Raw genomic sequence first — 17,862 nt, forward strand, 5'->3', positions numbered from 1 at the left:
ATCCTGGCACAATCAGCTCGCACTTCTTGTTATTTCGCGAGTTCTGCCCGTGCTTTCACCCATTTGTCATTCAGATCTTTCATGATGTCATCATACGATTCGCTGCGGTTTCCAATAGCGGCTTCGATAATGCGTTTCTTGAAGTCAGGCTGCCAGAGGCCGATTTCACCCTCGTTATCAATTTTGTCGACCAGCCCTTCCTGCCCTTCCTTCGCAGGTGTAAGCGTGGAGAACTCAACATCTTGGAACTGATCCAGAATCGGCGGCAGTTCAGCACTTTTGTCTGCACTCATGCCTCCGCCTTGTTCTACCGCATAGTTCGACTTCGCCAGGAACCAGTCAATCCAGGCTTTAGCTGCCGGTTTGTTCTCGCTGTTTACATTCATCCCGATGTTGTAGTCTGCAGCGAGTGGAACGACGACATCACTTGCATTTGTAGGGAATGGCAAGAATCCAATATTATCCGGCGTATCTGTCAGACCTTGAATTTGGGTGATGGCCCATGATCCGAGCGCCATCGTTGCAATTTTGCCGTTAGCCAGATCGGCCTTTGAGCTTTCCCAGTCGGTAGTTGTTGGATCCTTCTCGATCAGGCCGTTTTTCGCTGCATCATACAGCACCTTGTACAGCTCATAATGTGGTTTGCCTGGCACAAAGTTCTCATCCGTGTTCGGTTGGTCAATGTTGACGTAATCCACACTGCCTGCAACGGTTGGCAGATCCGATTCCCATTGCGTCAATGCCCAGCCGGAAGCGTAGTTGGTGTAGAGCGGTATGGCATCGGTATTATCTTTGACTAACTGCAGAGCCGCCTGAAATTGTTCCGGCGTTTTTGGTACATCCGCAATACCAGCGTCTTTGAATACCTGTTTGTTATAGATGATGCCGGAGAAGGTGATGACCGTAGGGATACCATATACCTGACCGTCCACCATCCGTTCTTCAATCCCCGTGTACTTGTCTTTCAGCTCGTCATACGTGCCCAGCGGCTCGAAAAAGTCGGGAATGTCCGCAATCGGTACACTCGTTGGGATCATCAGCACATCACCGTAATCCTTGGTACTCATCCGGATTTTCACTTGACCCTCATAGTCGGCGAGTGCCTGGAAGTTCACTTTGACATCAGGGTACTTCTTGTTGAACTCTGCTGCGTAATCTTTGAATACGGTATCAACAATATCCGTCCGCTGCGTCAGAACGGTAATCTCACCCTTAATATCTGCCGGATCTGTGCTAATCTCCTCTCCAGCCTGTGTGGATTCACCTCCTGATGAACAAGCGGCAAGCAGTGAAGTAATGAGCAGCATGGTAAGCAACAACGTCCAACCTTTATTTTTTCTCATGTGTTTCGGCCCCTTTCTTAAGTTAATTTAAGTTATCGATTAAGTTACAAAATGAATTTTATTATGGTAACGCTTACCTGTCAATTGATTTATTTATAACTTAATAAAAAGTTTTGTGACCGGATGCGTTGACAACGCTTTTTCAGATCACTAATATTGTTTAATAAAGTTACCGATAACTTAATCAATTATGATTCTTGTTATGTTGAAGGAGCGCTCACGATGACTCAAATGACTTATGTCAAGACAGAAATAAAGGAACATTGGGAAACACACATCCTTCCCTTCTGGTCCAACCTCAAAGACGCTGTTCACGGCGGATTCTACGGGTGGGTCGGCAACGATCTTCAGGTAGATCGGCTCGCGCCCAAGGGCGGAATTGCCACTGCACGTCAACTATGGTCTTTTGCCGCGGCCTATCGGGTTACGGGAAATGAAGTCTGGCGCGAGCACGCCGAGCACGCCTATCGTTTTCTAGCAGACCATGTGATGGACAAGGAATACGGGGGCATGTACTGGATGGTAGAGGCCACAGGGGAACCACTAGATACGAGTAAACATGTGTACACGCAGTCCTTCGGGGTTTACTCACTCAGTGAGTACTATCGTGCAACCGGGGATGCTTCTGCGCTGGAACTGGCGAAAACGCTTTTTGCTCTAATTGAGGATCGAGGCCTGAATGCAGAATTACCTGCATATAAGGAGCAGTTTGATCGCTTCTGGAATGAACAGCCCAATGAAATGCTGAGCGAAAATGGTGTGATCGCGGATTATACGATGAATACTCATATTCATGTGCTGGAAGCCTACACCACGCTCTATCGCGTGTGGCCGGATCAGCAGGTGAAGACCGCGCTGGAGCGCCTGCTTGGCATTTTGCATGAACGCGTGTATGACAAGGACACCAAGTTTCTCGGCGTATTTTTCAACAAACAGTGGCAGTCCATTATCGATCTGCGCTCATTCGGACATGACATTGAAGCCAGCTGGCTGATCGATGAAACGCTGAAAGTGCTTGGACTGGAGCAGCACCCGGAGTATGCAGCGATGGTGACGGATATTGCCTATAACATTTCCAATGTCGCCGTACAGCCAGATGGCTCCCTGATGAATGAACAAGAGGGAGATCATGTGGATGAGCAACGGATATGGTGGGTTCAGGCAGAGGCGATGGTCGGCTTCTATAATGCCTATCAGCGTACAGGGGATCCGTTGTTTCTGGAGAGAGTGGAACGCTTGTGGACGTATACGAAGGAACATATTATCGATCACCGCGCCGGCGGGGAATGGTACTGGTCGGTGGACGGGAACGGCACACCGGATCAAAGTGAAATCGCCGGACCTTGGAAATGCCCGTATCACAATAGCCGGTTCTGCATTGAACTAATTGAGAGGATGGGATAACGATGATACACCCAAAATACAATGAATTGTTGGAGAAACAGGAGCAGCTGCTTACACGCCAAAACGAGATCGATCCTTCATTTTACAACGGTGTATATGATCGGTACCGTTATCCGGTGATCACACGTCATCATGTACCGCTGCACTGGAGATTTGATCTGGATGAAACAACGAATCCGCATTTTATGGAGCGTCTGGGCATTAACGCCACGTTGAATCCGGGAGCCATCTATTTCAATGGCAAATACGTAATGGTCATCCGCACGGAAGGTTTGGATCGCAAATCCATCTTTGCCCTCGCGGAGAGCGACAATGGCATCGACGGATTCCGCTTCACAGGCAAGCCATTAGTATGGGAAGATATCGATGCTGAAGAAACCAATCAGTATGATATGCGATTGGTTCAGCATGAAGATGGCTGGATCTATGGCATCTACTGCTCGGAGCGCAAAGACCCGGAAGCTCCGGCATTTGATACATCCAGCGCGGTGGCACAAGCAGGACTTGTGCGGACACGAGATCTGGTCAGTTGGGATCGTCTGCCCAACATCACGACCAACTCCCCCCAACAACGAAATGTCGTGCTGCACCCGGAATTTGTTGATGGCAAATACGCGTTCTATACACGTCCACAGGACGGATTCATCTCCACAGGCAGCGGCGGCGGAATCGCTTTTGGTCTGTGCGATGATATCCTGAGTCCGGTTATTCATGAAGAGACCATTATCGACGAACGGAAATATCATACAGTGTATGAAGTCAAAAATGGACAGGGGCCCGCTCCGCTCAAGACGGAACGGGGCTGGATTCACATTGCCCACGGGGTAAGGAACACCGCAGCTGGTCTGCGTTATGTGTTATACACGTTCGCCACAGATCTGAATGATCCGGCACGTATCATTGCCAAGCCTGGCGGACACTTTATTGCTCCTTACGACGATGAGCGTGTAGGCGATGTATCCAATGTCATTTTCTGCAATGGGGTCGTGGTCAATGAAAATGATGAGGTCTTCATTTATTACGCGTCCAGCGATACCCGATGTCATGTAGCCACAACTACCCTTGATAAATTGGTTGACTATACCTTCAACACACCTGCAGATCCATATCGATCCCTGGACTGTGCTGTCCAGCGCGGTGACCTGATCGAACGAAATGAACTGCTTTTGCAGAAGCAATTCGCATGAATTTGTCCGACCAATGACCCCGTCTGCATGATTTGAGCCGGATTTTCTTTATTCCACGTTGGTAACGATGTATACTGATATGGATGGTTATTATGTTTAAGTAAACGCTAAGCATAATGACAACACATTGTACTTAAACCGGCTTGAAGGAGGCGACCAAAGCTGAAGAACAATATCACCATGCGGGATATCGCCGACAGGCTCGGGGTTAGCAGTGTGACGGTCTCGAAAGCATTAAATGACAAAGATGGCGTCAGTGGCGAACTGAAGGAAAAAATCAAAGTGCTTGCCGTTCAGATGGGTTATCGGTATAACGCCGCAGCCCGTTCGATGAAGGAAGGCTTGACTCATAATATCGGCGTTATCATTCCGGAACGTTTTACCGGACCTACACAATCGTTCTATGTACGTGTATTCCAGCGCATCACCAAGCACCTGGAGGATCAGGGATACTACGGTATTCTGCACATTCTGAATGTGGAGGACGAAGAGGAATTAACACTGCCCAAGCTGTACAGCGACTCCAAGGTAGACGGCTTCATCGTGCTCGGACAGATCAGCAAGGAATATATCGAATTGGTACAGTCCATGGATGTCCCCAAAATGTTCCTCGACTTTTATGACGAGCATTCCGAGATCGATTCCGTCGTTACGGATAACTTCTATGCCGCTTATGAGCTGACGAACTATCTCGTACAGCAGGGACACCGGAGCATCGCTTATGTCGGGAATCTGTATTCCACGAGCAGCATTCAGGACCGGTTCCTCGGTTACTACAAATCATTGCTCGAACACCGGCTGCCCATGAATCAGGATTTGGTTCTCAACGACCGTGATGAACGGGGAACCTTCATTGAGATTGATCTGCCGGAGCAGCTGCCGACCGCTTTTGTCTGCAACTGTGATCAGGTTGCTCATCTACTGGTGCAGAAACTCACCTCAATGGGCATTCAGGTACCGCTTCAATGCTCGGTCGTTGGTTTCGATAACGATATCTATGCCACTCTTTCCGATCCCAAGCTGACTACGGTTGAAGTGGATATTGAACAGATGGCGCGCACTGCCGTTCAATCCATGCTCAAAAAGATTGAGAATCCGCATCGCAGCTTCGGCCGTGTACACGTGAAGGGCAACATCATTTATCGGGATTCGGTAAGTGCTGCGCCTGCTCTCTCGGATGCCGCATCTAACTAAAAAGGAACTAAGACTTCTCATTCCACAAAAAGAGTGCTCCCGGCCAATACGGCTGCAGGAGCACTCTTTGCTTATGAAAAAGCGATGAAATGGCCAGAGACCCCTTTTGATCACAGACGCTCGCCACTCGGTTCAGTACCCAATTCTTGCTGCAGCCTAGTAACTCGTCTTCAGCCAGTTGTCTTTCGACCAAGTTAATTTGCCTGCACCTGCTCCGCTTGAACTGGTGAGACGTGCATTCAGCGTCGCTGGATCATCTGTAGTGTAGCTGTAAGGAAGTGAAGAGAATCCATTCCAGGAGAACGCTTTCACCGCAGCTGGAACCGGGCTGAGCGGACTGCCGGACGTATTACTGTTTCCACGGAATGAGCTTCCATCCAGAGAATACATCGTGTCAGTCACCTGGATTTTACCGGTATACGTTGCATCGGCTGGATCTGTCTGGTTATTGCGAACCGGGAACAGTACGTCTTTGATCACCGATTTTTCGACCAGCACTGCACCGCTTTCGGTGGAGATCGCTCCGTTACTGATGATATCAAAATGATATCCTTTGGACGAAATCGCCGTTGCCATCGCCGAAGTGATTCTGGATTTGGCCGCACGTGCCCCTGACGCATCCATCACGATATTGTAGGCGTGTGCATTCCCTCCGCGCAGACGCGGCATGCGATCCTGGATATCCTTGTACAAATTATGGTGCAGGGTCATGGACAGATTGGCGTTAGCTGACTCGAAGCTGGTTGAGCCAACCAGATGGCCTTTTTTCTGCGGTCCCGAAATGGCGATAATGTCCGCTTTGCTGAGGCCTACAGCGCTGCTGCGCAGGTAGTTGTACATTGGATAGGAAGCCTTGTTTGCTTCCAACTCGTTGATCTGCTGGGTAACCCAGCTGTTCGCGCTGCCGTCATCCCCTTTGAAGAGAGACCAGGAAATGGTCACACCACTGGTTCCTTTCTTGGAATCGACAAGTCCGTCATAAGCTTTATTAAAGGTACAGTGATCAATCCATACATTGCTGTTCTCTTCCAGGGTAATGTAATCCCAGTCGTTCTTGTCGTAATCACCTTTGGTTGCTTCATCCCATTCCCATAACTCATCAAATTCGAGATTGCGGATGATGACGTTAGAACTGCGTTTGATGCTGATGGCTGCATGTTTGATCTTGGACCCGTTGGCCGAAAATATGGTCAGGCCATTAAAGCTGTCGATCGTCAGCTTGCTGATGCCCGTTTGTTTCAACACAGGGTGAGTCAGTGCATCATTATGCTTGGCAAAAGGAGATGTCTGAGCTGTGCTCGGTATTTCATTCCATCCCAGGTTGAGGTCGTTCATAATCTCGACGACTTTGACCCCGGAGTTCTTTTTCAGAGCCGCAGCCAGATCAGTTGCATTGTATACCTTTTTATACTTGGACGTATCCGATTCGCTGATGGTACCTCCACCCGTGTTCCCTTGGGAGAAACCTGTAAGATTGTAATCTGCATTGCCCGCTGCCTGTACACTTGCGGGTCCAGACAGTAGGGTAAAACCCAACGTCAGCGCCAGCGCTGCACTGCACCATGTACGAATTTTGCTTTTCATGAAACCATTCCTCCCTGAATTATAATGAGCATGTCCGTCCATCTCTGCCAGCGCATGTCATGAAGGACATGTCCACAATGTACATCTTGGAAGCGATTACAACAATAATCCCTATTTTACATTCGTGATAACCGTTGTCGGAGCTGCATGGAGTGTACTGTATGCAACCTCAAATCGTACGCAATTAACCTGAAAGGAACTCCAGGGACATGGAGAATTCGTAATGAACCGATACACTGCCCACAAAAAAAACAGGCCTGCAACACTGCAAGCCTGCCTTATCCTATTTTTTGATGGAGCGTGTCCAGAACCCACCATGGAACTGCTTCGGCTCAACGGTGATAACAAATGCTTTCGGATCCAGTTCCAGAATGGTCTGGTAGAGCAATTTCTGATTTTTCCGTTTCGCAAGAATCTCCATGACCAAACGATCTCCGTCACGCCCACTGCCTACCCATGCCGTGACACCGTAACCTTTATCCCTTAGTGCATTGGCTACATTGCCACCCATCTGATTACAGATTACTTTAACGGTAACGTAACCAAGCGCAATTTTCTCTTCGATCCAGGCACCGAGCAGTACACCCAGCCCGTAACCTACAGCATAAACGAGCAATGCGGAAGGCTGCTTCAAGTACTGGAGGACCAGATTCAACCCCAGTACATAGATCACGATCTCACCCATACTGATCAGCGCAGCGATGTATTTCTGACCTTTCAGTGTCAGAATCATTCGAAGCGTATAAGCCGATACATACACAATCTGGATCAAAAAGATGAACAACAATATTTTAAACAACAGCAATCCCTCTTTCCTGGCTGCACACCGGTTGGACCCACTTTCCGTGCTCCGGTCCGTTTCCTGTACGTTTTTCTATATCTCCATCATTGGACCTTATACAGTCATTTTAAACGGTCGAATAAAAATCTCTGGGCAATTCCTGTCGAATGACAAGCTGGAACTGCCATTATAGAACCGTTTGTACCGATTATCAACCCGGCCGAAGACCCAGGGGCGAAACCAGGTTTTTATGAATATGATGAAGGGTCAGCAAACGGAGAGCAAACGCTCAGACAACAAGATGGGTACAAGGTGACATAAGGGGGAAGGGCCATGCTGCTATGGCAGGAGATGGAGCGTGAAGGCCTGGAAGAACTCGTATTTTGTCATGATCCATACAGCGGACTGAAAGCTGTCATTGCCATCCACAGCACCGTACTGGGGCCAGCGCTGGGAGGATGCCGCTGTTGGGCGTATGCGTCGGAGGAAGAAGCCGTTCGGGACGCGATTAAGCTGGCCAAGGGCATGACCTACAAAAATGCCGTTTCCAACCTGCCGTATGGCGGTGGAAAAGCCGTGGTCTGGGAGATGCCGGCGGCAGTGCGGGCCAATAACTTGGATAGCGGCAATCAAGACAGCCAAGACAGTAAGCGTGCTACTGATTCCACTGCAGACCCTAAGACAGTGAAACAAGTACCCGGAGTTGATCCGTCGGGCAGTAAGGTCATGAACCCGAATATCTCTCAACGCGCCGACATCTTCCGTGCTTTGGGACGATTTCTGGAACGGCTGAATGGACGCTATGTCACAGGCCTTGACCTGGGCACTACGGCGGCAGACATGGACCAGATCCGGATGGAGACCACATATGTAACAGATACCACCGGATCGCTGGGCGCTCAGAATGACTTCACAGCCGAGATGACCGCTTATGGGGTGTACACGGGCATTGTGACCTCTCTGCGTCACCAGGGTGTCCCTTCTCTTCAGGGCATTCCCGTTGCCGTCCAGGGACTGGGCAAGGTTGGGTATGCCCTGTGCCGTCACCTGCATGCAGCCGGGGCACGGCTCATTGTGGCAGACGTTGTACCGGAACGTGTACAACGTGCCCTTGTGCAGTTCAGCGGCGCCACCCCGGCCGATCCGGCCCATGTTCACGCCGCTGACTGCAAGGTGTTCGCCCCCTGTGCCCTGGGGGGCGTGTTGACCCCGGCAGCGGTAGAGGAGCTGCGCTGCTCCATCGTTGCCGGGGCGGCGAACAACCAGCTCAGCGAGCGGGAGCTGGTTGTTCGCCGCATGCAGGCGCGGGGCATCCTGTACGCGCCTGACTATGTGCTTAACGCAGGCGGCATCATCAGCACCGCCTACGAGCTCGAGGGTGCAGGTCCAGACCAGATCCGCCAGCGAGTGGCGGGAATCGCGGACACACTCACCCAGGTCTACCAAAGAGCTGCCACATCAAGCATCCCAACTGCTGATGCCGCAGACCAGATGGCTGAAGACAGACTCGCACAGCCATAAGTTGAATTTAACTTCCCCTTTGCGCGTGCTGGAAGCTACTTTTCACCTTTGTCCCGTCGTGAAGAAGAACGAACCGTATGAAGAACACGAGCGATAAATAATGTTCACCTATAAAAAGCCAACCTGTTTGAGGTAAACAAGGTTGGCCTTCTATCTTACTCTAGCTTGCTGTGTGTGTTGTTTGTTTTCCTTCTATATTTCTTATTTCCTTCAGACCTGTACTTCTTGTACCCGCTTGACCCGGAATAACATGGTCCAGAGCAAAACATTCGCCACAATCAGAAGCCCCCCGAAGATCCAAACGCCTCCAGGAAGCGTACGGAAGAAAACATGTATCCCCCATAATAAGGCAAGCACCGGGAAGGCGGCAAAAACGAACCATCCATCACTTTGCTGGGCAATGCTAAAGGATAGGGAGAACGGCGGTTTACGCAATAAAAGTTTGCCTGTTATCGGAATCAGGGCAGTAGCCACCAGCAGAATCACGGCCAGATCAGGCAGAATCCGCAGCCCAAATGTCCAGGCAAACACGAGGGCATTCAGCAGAAACACGGGCAAAAACATATTGCATAAAAATGCCTTCAAGGCACCTTTATATAATACATTCTCAATTGCAACTGGCGCCGCCCGGAACGTCCAGAACGCCTTGTATTGGCCAGAATACTTAAGCATAATGACTACCGATACAACCAGGATCAGCATGATATACAGCGTGTAAAAAAACGAGCTTTCTTTCAGCTCCGCCCACGAGGATGACTGCAATTCGGTGAACCAGAACACATAAGGCAAAACAAAGGATAAGCCAATGGATGGATACACCTTAAGCTTGAATTCCCGTTCATTCCGCATCATACTCGCTGACAACCGGAAGCAGGCCTGCTCCTCCCCCGACCTACAGAACACCTTGGCGAGTGTACGATCCCACAACCCTTTTCTTCGTCCTGAAGTGGAGCCTGAATAGGTCATTTTCTCCAAATACAATTCAAAGGACGGCATTAGCTTCACATACACGCCCAGACAGACAATGGGAACTACAACAGCCAGAGCGCTGAAGGTATACAGCCACGCATCTCCGCCACCGCCGAACAGCCATTCATACACAGCCGCATACCACATAGGAGGGAGCAGCAGCTGCCACCAGGCAGGTGTGAAGACCATGTCAAAATTAATGATACTGAACGAGCGTGCAACCAGTTGGTATCCAACAGCAATTCCAACGGATAACAGAATCTGTACCATATTGATCATGTCTTTCAGCTTTTCTCCATCGAGAAATTTCATCATGAACAGGTAGACCAGAGATGTGGTCACCAGAATGAACATATTGATCAGAATGAGTTCTACGATAAAAATAAGAAAAAAAACGATGCCGTATGTAATCAATCCCGCAATTAGCGGTGCAGCCGACAGGGAACCTGTTAACAGCAGCAGATAAACCCCGGCGTGAATGGCACGAGCCATACCAACGGTGCGTCCATTCACCGGTTTGGTCATAATAATATTTCGATCACGGATGTCCAGCAGCACGGACGAAAAGTCCGAAATCATGGACGTCATGATGATAAACATCAGCACTGCGGTGACCAGACTCATCTGGAGCATATAGTGACCGGTATCCCAGACGATAAAAGGTACCAAAATCAAACCCATCAGTCCGTATAACCACAAGGAGCGAAGATACAGGTTTCCTTCTTTTTGCTCCTTGTTACCGCTGCGTGCAGACAATACAGTCGGTACCCTGCGCTGATCCATTTGGAATTTTACCCGCAAAATAAGCCGCAGCACATCATAATCTGCCCCTGTCCTGGCAATGACATGTCGGAAACGATCCAGAATCTTCAGCGTACGGAATTCGGAGGATTCCGCCATATCAGTACACCTCCTGCACAATCGACACAAAGCGTTCAGCAATCGCCTTATGCTCATTAAAACCTGTCAATTGGTTGAACACTTCTTCGAGCGTGCCTTCCATGGACTGCTGCTGCAGCTGCTTAAACGATCCATCAGCCAATACCCTGCCTTCCGCGATCAGGATGATTCGGCTGCTGATCTTCTCGACCACGTCCATGATGTGTGAGGAATAGAAGATGGTTGTACCTTTAGCGGACAGCTGTGACAAAATCTCCTTGACCACCATCACACTGTTGGCATCCAGTCCGCTGAGCGGTTCATCCAGAAACAACAGATCCGGGTCATGCAGCAATGCGGAGACGAGCAATACCTTTTGGCGCATCCCCTTCGAGAAGGTTGCAATTCGGGAGTGATAGGATTTTTCGAGTCCAAAACAATCCATCAGCTGCTTGGCCTTGTAATCGGCATCGTCGTAGGACAGGCCATATAATTCTCCAATGAATGTCAGATATTCTGCAGGCGTTAGTTGTTCATACAGCTCTGCCACTTCCGGCACATAACCGATTCTGCGTTTATATTCCACATCGCCATCTGCAATATCCTTGCCAAAGATGTGAACCTTGCCTACATATCCTTCAACCAGCCCAAGCAGGATCTTGACGGTGGTACTTTTGCCGGCTCCATTCGGACCGATATACCCGATCATCTCTCCCCGATTCACCTCAAGATCGATTCCGTTCAGGACATAGCGTCCGTTATATCGCATACGCAAGCCTTCAATGGACAGTACTTGTTCTTCGCTCACTTCGTTATCCCGCCTCCTGTCACAATCCATTTCTATAATTCTACTAGTTTACCACAGTTTAGGCGGTGCCCGAATATGTAATTTGTGTACCAGACAGCAGAAAAAAAAGCAAAAAGACGCTTCATGGGAAGCGCCTCTACCGTGTGCATGCTCTGATTCTAGATTGTACCCTCTTATGGTATAGGAGCATGCCTACTTATATTGGTTCAAACGTGTGTTTATCCAGCTTTATTACTTAATCCTCATCATCAAAATCTTGGTCAAAGGACAGCACTTTACCTGTATTGGCATCCACGTCCACGTCAGCCTCGCCATCCGCGGTTCTGATCTCGATCTCATACACATACCGGCCGTCATCATGGTCAAGCTCAATTTCGGTTACTTTCCCACCAGTCACTTGTTTCAGGGCAATGGCAGAAGCTTGTGCTTCTGTCAGTTTAACCTGTTTCGCAGCAGATTGGCTGGAAGAAGGGGCCTTGGCAGAGCCATTGTAATTATAATCATCATCGTCATCATAGTCTTCATCATCCACAACCGCCAGGATCTTGCCTGTGTATGCATCCAGACGAACCACGACATCATTGCTTCCTTTTCTGTCGATCTCGACCTCGTAGTAGGTTTGGCCGTTTCTGCGTTCCAGATCGATGTCATCCACTTTACCTTCCGCTGCTTTCAGGGCTGCCGCTTTTGCTTGTGCTCCAGTCAGCAATTTGCCTGTGCTGCTCTGCGTGACCGACTGCGAAGTCGATGTTGACGTAGTTTCCACCGATTGTCCGTTTACACTGCCGCTTGCTGCTACCGCTGATCCTCCAAGAAGCACCGCTGCCGAAAGGCTGCCAATCCATAGTTTGTGTTTGTTCATCATCATTATTCATCTCCTCGTTGTTTTTCTCGTTCTTGTCTACAGGTATAGAATAACCCCTGCGGATGAGAGATCAGCGAGAGTCAGATTAGAATTTGATGAGAAAATGAGTAGAACATTCACATTATTCTATTTATCCGTTTAATCTTCTTCGTCCTCATCCCAGGTCACGGACCGGATTGCGCCCGAGATCGCGTTCACCTGCACGATGGCCTCTCGGCCATCCTCCAGATCAATCTCCACCAGATAATACGGATTTCCACTATTCGTTCCACGAAGTTCGGTGTCATCCACTTCCCCAGGCACCCTGGCAAGCGCCTTTTGCTCAGCTTCCTTTTCGCTTAGAAACCGGGGCGGATCGTCCTCTTTTGCCGGTTCCGAGGCGGGTGTGTCCAACGTTTTGGAAGATTGCTTCTCCCCGTTATATGGATCAACCGTCCATTGCTCACGGCTGTTGTCTTTCATTTTCAGAACAGCCAGATACACCGGGCTCCCCTGCTGCTCCACCAGCTCCAGTGAGACCAGCTGCTCATTTGTTTGCTTGAGCAGCTCTGTCTTGATTTGCTCCCGGCTGAGCAATGTTTTTTCTTCCGCTTGCGGATTGGATTCCAGTCGTTTAATGGCACTGACTGTAGCCGTTTCAGCATCCAGTTGTACATCGTACAGCCCCGTTTCGGAACGGAGCTGCATGATATATGTGCCATCCTTCAATGTGGAATTCACAATTTCTCCGGGGTATTGCTCCAAAACTGCTTGCGCGGCTGCATCTGCACTCAGCATAACATGGCCTGACTGCCATGGTTTCCACCAGCCAACGATGATCACAAGCAGTACAGCCACAAGACCTGCTCCCCACCATAATGGACGCCGTGAACTCCTTTTGGACTTCTGCTGTTCTCGTTTCATTTCCGGTGGCATCTGTGATTTTTCCAATCGGGCTCCTCCTTTCACACGTTCATCTACTCCCGAAATACTCTTGCCATCAGTATATAAGAGAAGAATGAGAATTTCATGAGAATGGAGCGGTATGAACGGATAATGGCAAAATAATCGAAGCCTCGGTTCCGATCCCCTCGGTGCTGGTCAGTTCAACACGTGCCCCTATAGCCCCCGCGATGTCCTTCGCCAGAGACAATCCCAAGCCGGAACCACTTGCTCCTCCGCTGCGTGTCCTAGCCGGATCAACACGGTAGAAACGGTCAAAGACTTTCGACAGCTCTTCCTCCCGCATTCCGATCCCTGAATCCACAATGCGTATCCGGCATTCCTGCCCTATGGATTCTAGTCTGACCTCAATGGCAGCTTCACTATATTTACGGGCATTGTCCAGCAAAATAAACAGCATCTGCTTCAGCTTACTCTCATCGCTGATCGCCCATATACTGCCCGGATCATCACAATAAACCTCACGGTGGTATGCTTCGCGAAACGCACGAGTCGATTCCTGGGCAAGCCGTGTGATATCTACCCGTTCCAGCTGCACATTCCACTGCTCTGGCTGCTTCGCCAGCAGGAGCAGCTGTTCCGTCATCTCCCGCATGCGGACCGATTCGGACAATATTGCTTCTACGGCTTCATCAAACACCTCCGGCCGCTCCTTGCCTCGTCGCTGCAGCAGACTGGCATAACTTTCGATGATGGTCAGCGGTGTTTTAAGCTCGTGTGAGGCATCTGATACAAAACGCTCCTGGCGCTCGAAGTTGGATTCCAGCAAATCCATCATGCGGTTGAACGTCTGACCCATCGTACTCAGCTCATCCTTGGACTGGGCTGCTAGCGGAAGCCGCTTGAACTGACCGCTTGACTGGATATCACTCATCGTACGTGTCATCTGCTGAATGGGCCTTGTCATCCGGTTGGCCAGAATCCAGCTGGAGATAATGGCAGGGATTAGCGCGATGATCGTCACGGCAACAAGGACTGTACGCAGCACCGATAAGCCATTCTCGGTATCTGCAATACTTTCGGTGACTTGCACATTCACCACTTCACCGTCAGGCCAGATCACCGGCACGGATACCCATACATAATCGACCTGTCCAAGCCGGTTATATTCCGATTTCTTCTGACTCTCATACTTGTATGGCAGCTTGCTCAGCGTCACGTTCAACTGAGGTTCTGCTGCGGTCGTTACCGGATCAGAGCTGGTGCCGTCCTCATTGACAATACGGAGCATTCCTTCCACTGGTGCATAGGCACGCAGCAGGTCGTCCGGTGGAATGGATTCGGCAGAATCGCGTACTCCCGTTACAATGGCAGCAGCCTCAGCTTCCACCCGTTTGATCTCGTTATCCAGCGAGATACGTTCGAACACGATGTATACCGAGAGGTTCACAGCAATGAGCAGCACGGCAAACAATACCGAGGAGTATCCGTAGATTTTGCTGCGCAGGCTCATGATTGCTCCTTCAGGACGTATCCCACACCCCGAACCGTATGTATTAAGGGTGGATTGAATCCGTTATCTACTTTTTTGCGCACATAACGGATATACACATCCACCACATTGGTATCTCCATAATAATCGTAACCCCAAACCGCCTGTACAATCTGGTCACGACTTAATACTTGACGCTGATTTTGAAGCAGATAGACCAGCAGATCAAACTCACGCGGAGTAAGCTCAATCGGTGTACCATCTCGTGATACCTCACGAGTACCCTCATTCAATTTTAATCCAGCGGCCGTTAGCCAGCCTGTTTCGTCTTCATTCGCATGGCCTGATGATTCGTGCGTGGCATGCGGTGAAACCCCGGATAAAGAAGCCGCGGCGGCAGCACTCAACCTTAGCGCTGCTCGCACCCTGGCAAGCAGTTCTTCAATTCGGAAGGGCTTGGTAATGTAGTCGTTGGCACCGAGGTCGAGTCCGGATACCTTGTCCTCGACAGAATCCTTCGCTGTCAGCATCAGGATGGGTACCATGGCATCCTTGGCACGAATTCGCCGTAATACCTCAATTCCGCTCAAACCTGGAAGCATAATATCCAACAAAATCAGATCCCACTGGCCATCATTGTACATTTCCAGCCCTTCCGTGCCACTCTCCGCCTTGCCTACCTGATATCCCTCATACTGCAACTCAAGCTCAAGCAGGCGTGCGATTTTGGGCTCATCTTCAATTACCAGCACGGCTTCATTCATACAGCGTTCCCCCTCATTCCATTCTCCCCCGGATATATTACAATAGAGTCTACAATTTGCCCAATGCATCCTCCACGAAGTCATCCCCGGCAATCAAATCAAAAGCCATTCGATACGTCTTCTCTTCCTGCAAGGAGGCAGCGATAACGCGAGCTACATCCTCACGTGAGATGCTGCCTGGTTTCAAATCTGTTCCTACGGCGATTTTGCCTGTTCCCGGTTCGTTTTTCAAGCCGCCTGGACGAATAATCGTATAATTCAGCTCGCTCGCAAACAAAGCACGATCTGCATAATGCTTCGCCACATAATACGGCTTAATGGCATCCGACCATTTCTCCCGCCGATCCGCACCAAACGCACTGACCAGAATGTACCTGGAAATGCCCTGCTGCTGTGCGGCCTCCATTGTTTTTACAGCGCCGTCGAGGTCAATTAGAAGTGTCTTGTCTGCACCTGTAGAGCCACCGGAACCGGCTGTAAATACAATTGCATTATGATCTTTCATTGCCTCGGCCAGCTCGTCCACACTGCCCTCCAGATCGCCGATGACCACATTTGCACCCCGCTCTTTCAATGCATCCGCCTGTTCCGGTTTGCGAATCATCGCCGTCACCTGATGCTTGCCTTCCCGGGCCAGCAGTTCCACTAAAACTTTGCCAATTTGTCCGTTTGCTCCAATAACCAATACTTTCATTGTCATGCTCCTCTCGGTTAAACGGGGCATCCCCGTTTGATTTAAATTCTGTCCTGGACTTGTCTTTAATTTAAACGAAAGCCGACGCTTCTAAGCGCCGGCTGCTGTTGTCCAATCCGTCCAGCGCATCGCCCGCGCAAGAACATTCAATTAATATACTTCTTAATATACCATACATCCTGTACTGTCTATACCTGCCTGTTAACTCCGCCTCCGCTGGCATTCATCTCGGCACCCCTGCCTTGAAGCAGAAGCAAGAAACGCAAAAAGGGCGCCCCAAGGGGCACCCTTATATGGATGGCTACTAAATTAGTAAGCCAGTGCAAACAATCCGTGGATGTGAGACAGGTAACGAATGTTACTTGCTTCTTTCATCATGGTTGCTGGCAGACCTTTCAGACGAGTCTGGTTGCCACCGATCATGCCGACAGCATCCTTACGACCCAGACTTCCCAGTGTACCGGAGAATACTGGTGTGAAGGATTCCATTGCGCCACCTTTGAACATTACGCCCAGGTTGTGACCGATGGTTTCACCCATTTGCCAAGCCAGTTGTGCAGTTGGTGGGTACGGACGAGCGCCTTCGCTAGGGAAGACCACTGCGCTGTCACCAGCAACGAACACATCTTTGTGGGATGTGGATTGCAGAACTTCCGTCACTTTTGCACGGCCGCGATCCACTTCAATTCCACTGTTAGCAACTACCGCATTACCTTGTACGCCACCTGTCCATACGAGTGTGTTCGTAGGGATCGAGCTGCCGTCTTTCAGCAATACTTCGTTTTCTTTCATCTCCGTGATCGCTACGCCAACGATGAAGTTAACGCCACGTTTCTCGAGACTGGATTTTGCACGGTCAACCAGTTCTGGCGGGAATCCTGCCAGGATGGAAGGACCTGCTTCAACTGTGTACAGGGAGATATCTTTGAAATCGATACCTTTTTCTTGGCATACGCCTGGAAGAAGGTCTGCGAATTCGCCGACAAGCTCAATACCTGTCAAACCGCCGCCGCCAATAACAAACGTTGCGTCTGCTTTGTTGCCGGATTGTTTGTATGCATCCAGACGTGCTTCAACGTGTGCACGAATACGGTTAGCATCACTAACGGATTTCAGCGTGAAGCTGTACTCCTGCAATCCCGGAATTCCGAAGAATGCCGTTTCGCTGCCCAGGGCAACGACGAGTGCATCATAAGAGTAAGTGGAGCCGCTGGTCATCAGAACTTTTTTCTCGTCCGGCTTGATTGTGTCCACCGTATCGATTTTTAAGTTCACGTTTTTACCACGCAGCAATTTTTCAAGTGGAAGAGCAACTGCCTTCTCAGCAATGCTTCCTGCTGCAAGACGGTGCAGTTCCGTAATAATTTGGTGCGTAGGGTAACGGTTCACGACTGTAATTGTCGCTTCTTCCGGTGTCAGGTATTGACGCGCAGTCAGCGCAGTCAAAAGACCACCGTAACCTCCGCCCAAGATCAAAATTTGCTTCGACATATCC

Annotated in this window: 15 protein-coding genes; 4 read left to right on the top strand and 11 right to left on the bottom strand. The window is 49.8% G+C overall.

The features are described from left to right. Positions 1-29: 29 nt before the first annotated feature. Entirely contained in the window at positions 30-1,343 is a 1,314-nt protein-coding gene (locus tag HP552_RS18510; RefSeq protein ID WP_175396872.1) for an ABC transporter substrate-binding protein, read from the bottom strand. A 231-nt stretch (positions 1,344-1,574) separates the two neighbouring features. On the opposite strand from HP552_RS18510, the gene HP552_RS18515 reads away from it, so the two are divergent. The 3 genes from HP552_RS18515 to HP552_RS18525 all read left to right on the top strand — a co-directional run bounded on the left by HP552_RS18515 (position 1,575) and on the right by HP552_RS18525 (position 5,128). Beyond that, positions 1,575-2,747, top strand: coding sequence for an AGE family epimerase/isomerase (locus HP552_RS18515; protein ID WP_175397082.1), 1,173 nt, complete (start codon positions 1,575-1,577; stop codon positions 2,745-2,747). 2 nt (positions 2,748-2,749) lie between these two features. Beyond that, positions 2,750-3,934, top strand: a complete 1,185-nt coding sequence (locus HP552_RS18520; protein ID WP_175396873.1) for a glycoside hydrolase family 130 protein — start codon at positions 2,750-2,752, stop codon at positions 3,932-3,934. Positions 3,935-4,114: 180 nt separating this feature from the next. After that, positions 4,115-5,128: a substrate-binding domain-containing protein gene (locus tag HP552_RS18525; protein WP_175396874.1), complete on the top strand. Its 1,014-nt coding sequence runs from the start codon at positions 4,115-4,117 to the stop codon at positions 5,126-5,128. A gap of 156 nt (positions 5,129-5,284) precedes the next feature. Here HP552_RS18525 and HP552_RS18530 read toward each other — a convergent pair whose 3' ends face one another. Both HP552_RS18530 and HP552_RS18535 read right to left on the bottom strand, forming a co-directional pair. Then, a complete protein-coding gene (locus HP552_RS18530; protein WP_175396875.1) occupies positions 5,285-6,712 on the bottom strand; it encodes a pectate lyase family protein in 1,428 nt (475 codons plus the stop codon). 283 nt (positions 6,713-6,995) lie between these two features. Beyond that, positions 6,996-7,511 carry a DUF2179 domain-containing protein gene (locus HP552_RS18535; protein WP_175396876.1) on the bottom strand — a complete coding sequence of 172 codons (516 nt, stop codon included), beginning with the start codon at positions 7,509-7,511 and terminating at the stop codon, positions 6,996-6,998. Positions 7,512-7,826: 315 nt separating this feature from the next. Here HP552_RS18535 and HP552_RS35420 point away from each other — a divergent pair, with 315 nt between their 5' ends. Then, positions 7,827-9,014, top strand: a complete 1,188-nt coding sequence (locus HP552_RS35420; RefSeq protein ID WP_281366089.1) for a Leu/Phe/Val dehydrogenase — start codon at positions 7,827-7,829, stop codon at positions 9,012-9,014. 210 nt (positions 9,015-9,224) lie between these two features. Here HP552_RS35420 and HP552_RS18545 read toward each other — a convergent pair whose 3' ends face one another. From HP552_RS18545 to HP552_RS18580, 8 genes are all read right to left on the bottom strand, one after another. Beyond that, positions 9,225-10,883, bottom strand: coding sequence for a hypothetical protein (locus HP552_RS18545; RefSeq protein ID WP_175396877.1), 1,659 nt, complete (start codon positions 10,881-10,883; stop codon positions 9,225-9,227). Between the two features lies 1 nt (position 10,884). Continuing rightward, a complete protein-coding gene (locus tag HP552_RS18550) occupies positions 10,885-11,670 on the bottom strand; it encodes an ABC transporter ATP-binding protein (protein ID WP_175396878.1) in 786 nt (261 codons plus the stop codon). A gap of 235 nt (positions 11,671-11,905) precedes the next feature. Next, the gene (locus HP552_RS18555; protein WP_175396879.1) at positions 11,906-12,538 is read right to left on the bottom strand and encodes a PepSY domain-containing protein; all 633 of its coding nucleotides are present in this window, start codon (positions 12,536-12,538) and stop codon (positions 11,906-11,908) included. A gap of 135 nt (positions 12,539-12,673) precedes the next feature. Next, positions 12,674-13,465 carry a PepSY domain-containing protein gene (locus tag HP552_RS18560; protein WP_175396880.1) on the bottom strand — a complete coding sequence of 264 codons (792 nt, stop codon included), beginning with the start codon at positions 13,463-13,465 and terminating at the stop codon, positions 12,674-12,676. 76 nt (positions 13,466-13,541) lie between these two features. Further along, positions 13,542-14,930: a sensor histidine kinase gene (locus HP552_RS18565; protein WP_175396881.1), complete on the bottom strand. Its 1,389-nt coding sequence runs from the start codon at positions 14,928-14,930 to the stop codon at positions 13,542-13,544. Continuing rightward, positions 14,927-15,673: a response regulator transcription factor gene (locus HP552_RS18570; protein WP_175396882.1), complete on the bottom strand. Its 747-nt coding sequence runs from the start codon at positions 15,671-15,673 to the stop codon at positions 14,927-14,929. Before HP552_RS18570 ends, HP552_RS18565 begins: the two co-directional genes overlap by 4 nt. A gap of 49 nt (positions 15,674-15,722) precedes the next feature. Beyond that, positions 15,723-16,367, bottom strand: coding sequence for an SDR family oxidoreductase (locus HP552_RS18575; RefSeq protein WP_175396883.1), 645 nt, complete (start codon positions 16,365-16,367; stop codon positions 15,723-15,725). 309 nt (positions 16,368-16,676) lie between these two features. Next, the gene (locus HP552_RS18580) at positions 16,677-17,858 is read right to left on the bottom strand and encodes an NAD(P)/FAD-dependent oxidoreductase (RefSeq protein WP_175396884.1); all 1,182 of its coding nucleotides are present in this window, start codon (positions 17,856-17,858) and stop codon (positions 16,677-16,679) included. Positions 17,859-17,862 lie beyond the last annotated feature (4 nt).

This window comes from Paenibacillus xylanilyticus, from assembly GCF_013359935.1.
GTDB lineage: Bacteria > Bacillota > Bacilli > Paenibacillales > Paenibacillaceae > Paenibacillus > Paenibacillus xylanilyticus.

Coding starts and splice junctions, on each gene's coding strand:
- HP552_RS18510 (WP_175396872.1), bottom strand. CDS start 1,343: ATGAGAAAAAATAAAGGTTGGACGTTGTTGCTTACCATGCTGCTCATT.
- HP552_RS18515 (WP_175397082.1), top strand. CDS start 1,575: ATGACTTATGTCAAGACAGAAATAAAGGAACATTGGGAAACACACATC.
- HP552_RS18520 (WP_175396873.1), top strand. CDS start 2,750: ATGATACACCCAAAATACAATGAATTGTTGGAGAAACAGGAGCAGCTG.
- HP552_RS18525 (WP_175396874.1), top strand. CDS start 4,115: ATGCGGGATATCGCCGACAGGCTCGGGGTTAGCAGTGTGACGGTCTCG.
- HP552_RS18530 (WP_175396875.1), bottom strand. CDS start 6,712: ATGAAAAGCAAAATTCGTACATGGTGCAGTGCAGCGCTGGCGCTGACG.
- HP552_RS35420 (WP_281366089.1), top strand. CDS start 7,827: ATGCTGCTATGGCAGGAGATGGAGCGTGAAGGCCTGGAAGAACTCGTA.
- HP552_RS18545 (WP_175396877.1), bottom strand. CDS start 10,883: ATGGCGGAATCCTCCGAATTCCGTACGCTGAAGATTCTGGATCGTTTC.
- HP552_RS18555 (WP_175396879.1), bottom strand. CDS start 12,538: ATGATGATGAACAAACACAAACTATGGATTGGCAGCCTTTCGGCAGCG.
- HP552_RS18565 (WP_175396881.1), bottom strand. CDS start 14,930: ATGAGCCTGCGCAGCAAAATCTACGGATACTCCTCGGTATTGTTTGCC.
- HP552_RS18570 (WP_175396882.1), bottom strand. CDS start 15,673: ATGAATGAAGCCGTGCTGGTAATTGAAGATGAGCCCAAAATCGCACGC.
- HP552_RS18575 (WP_175396883.1), bottom strand. CDS start 16,367: ATGAAAGTATTGGTTATTGGAGCAAACGGACAAATTGGCAAAGTTTTA.
- HP552_RS18580 (WP_175396884.1), bottom strand. CDS start 17,858: ATGTCGAAGCAAATTTTGATCTTGGGCGGAGGTTACGGTGGTCTTTTG.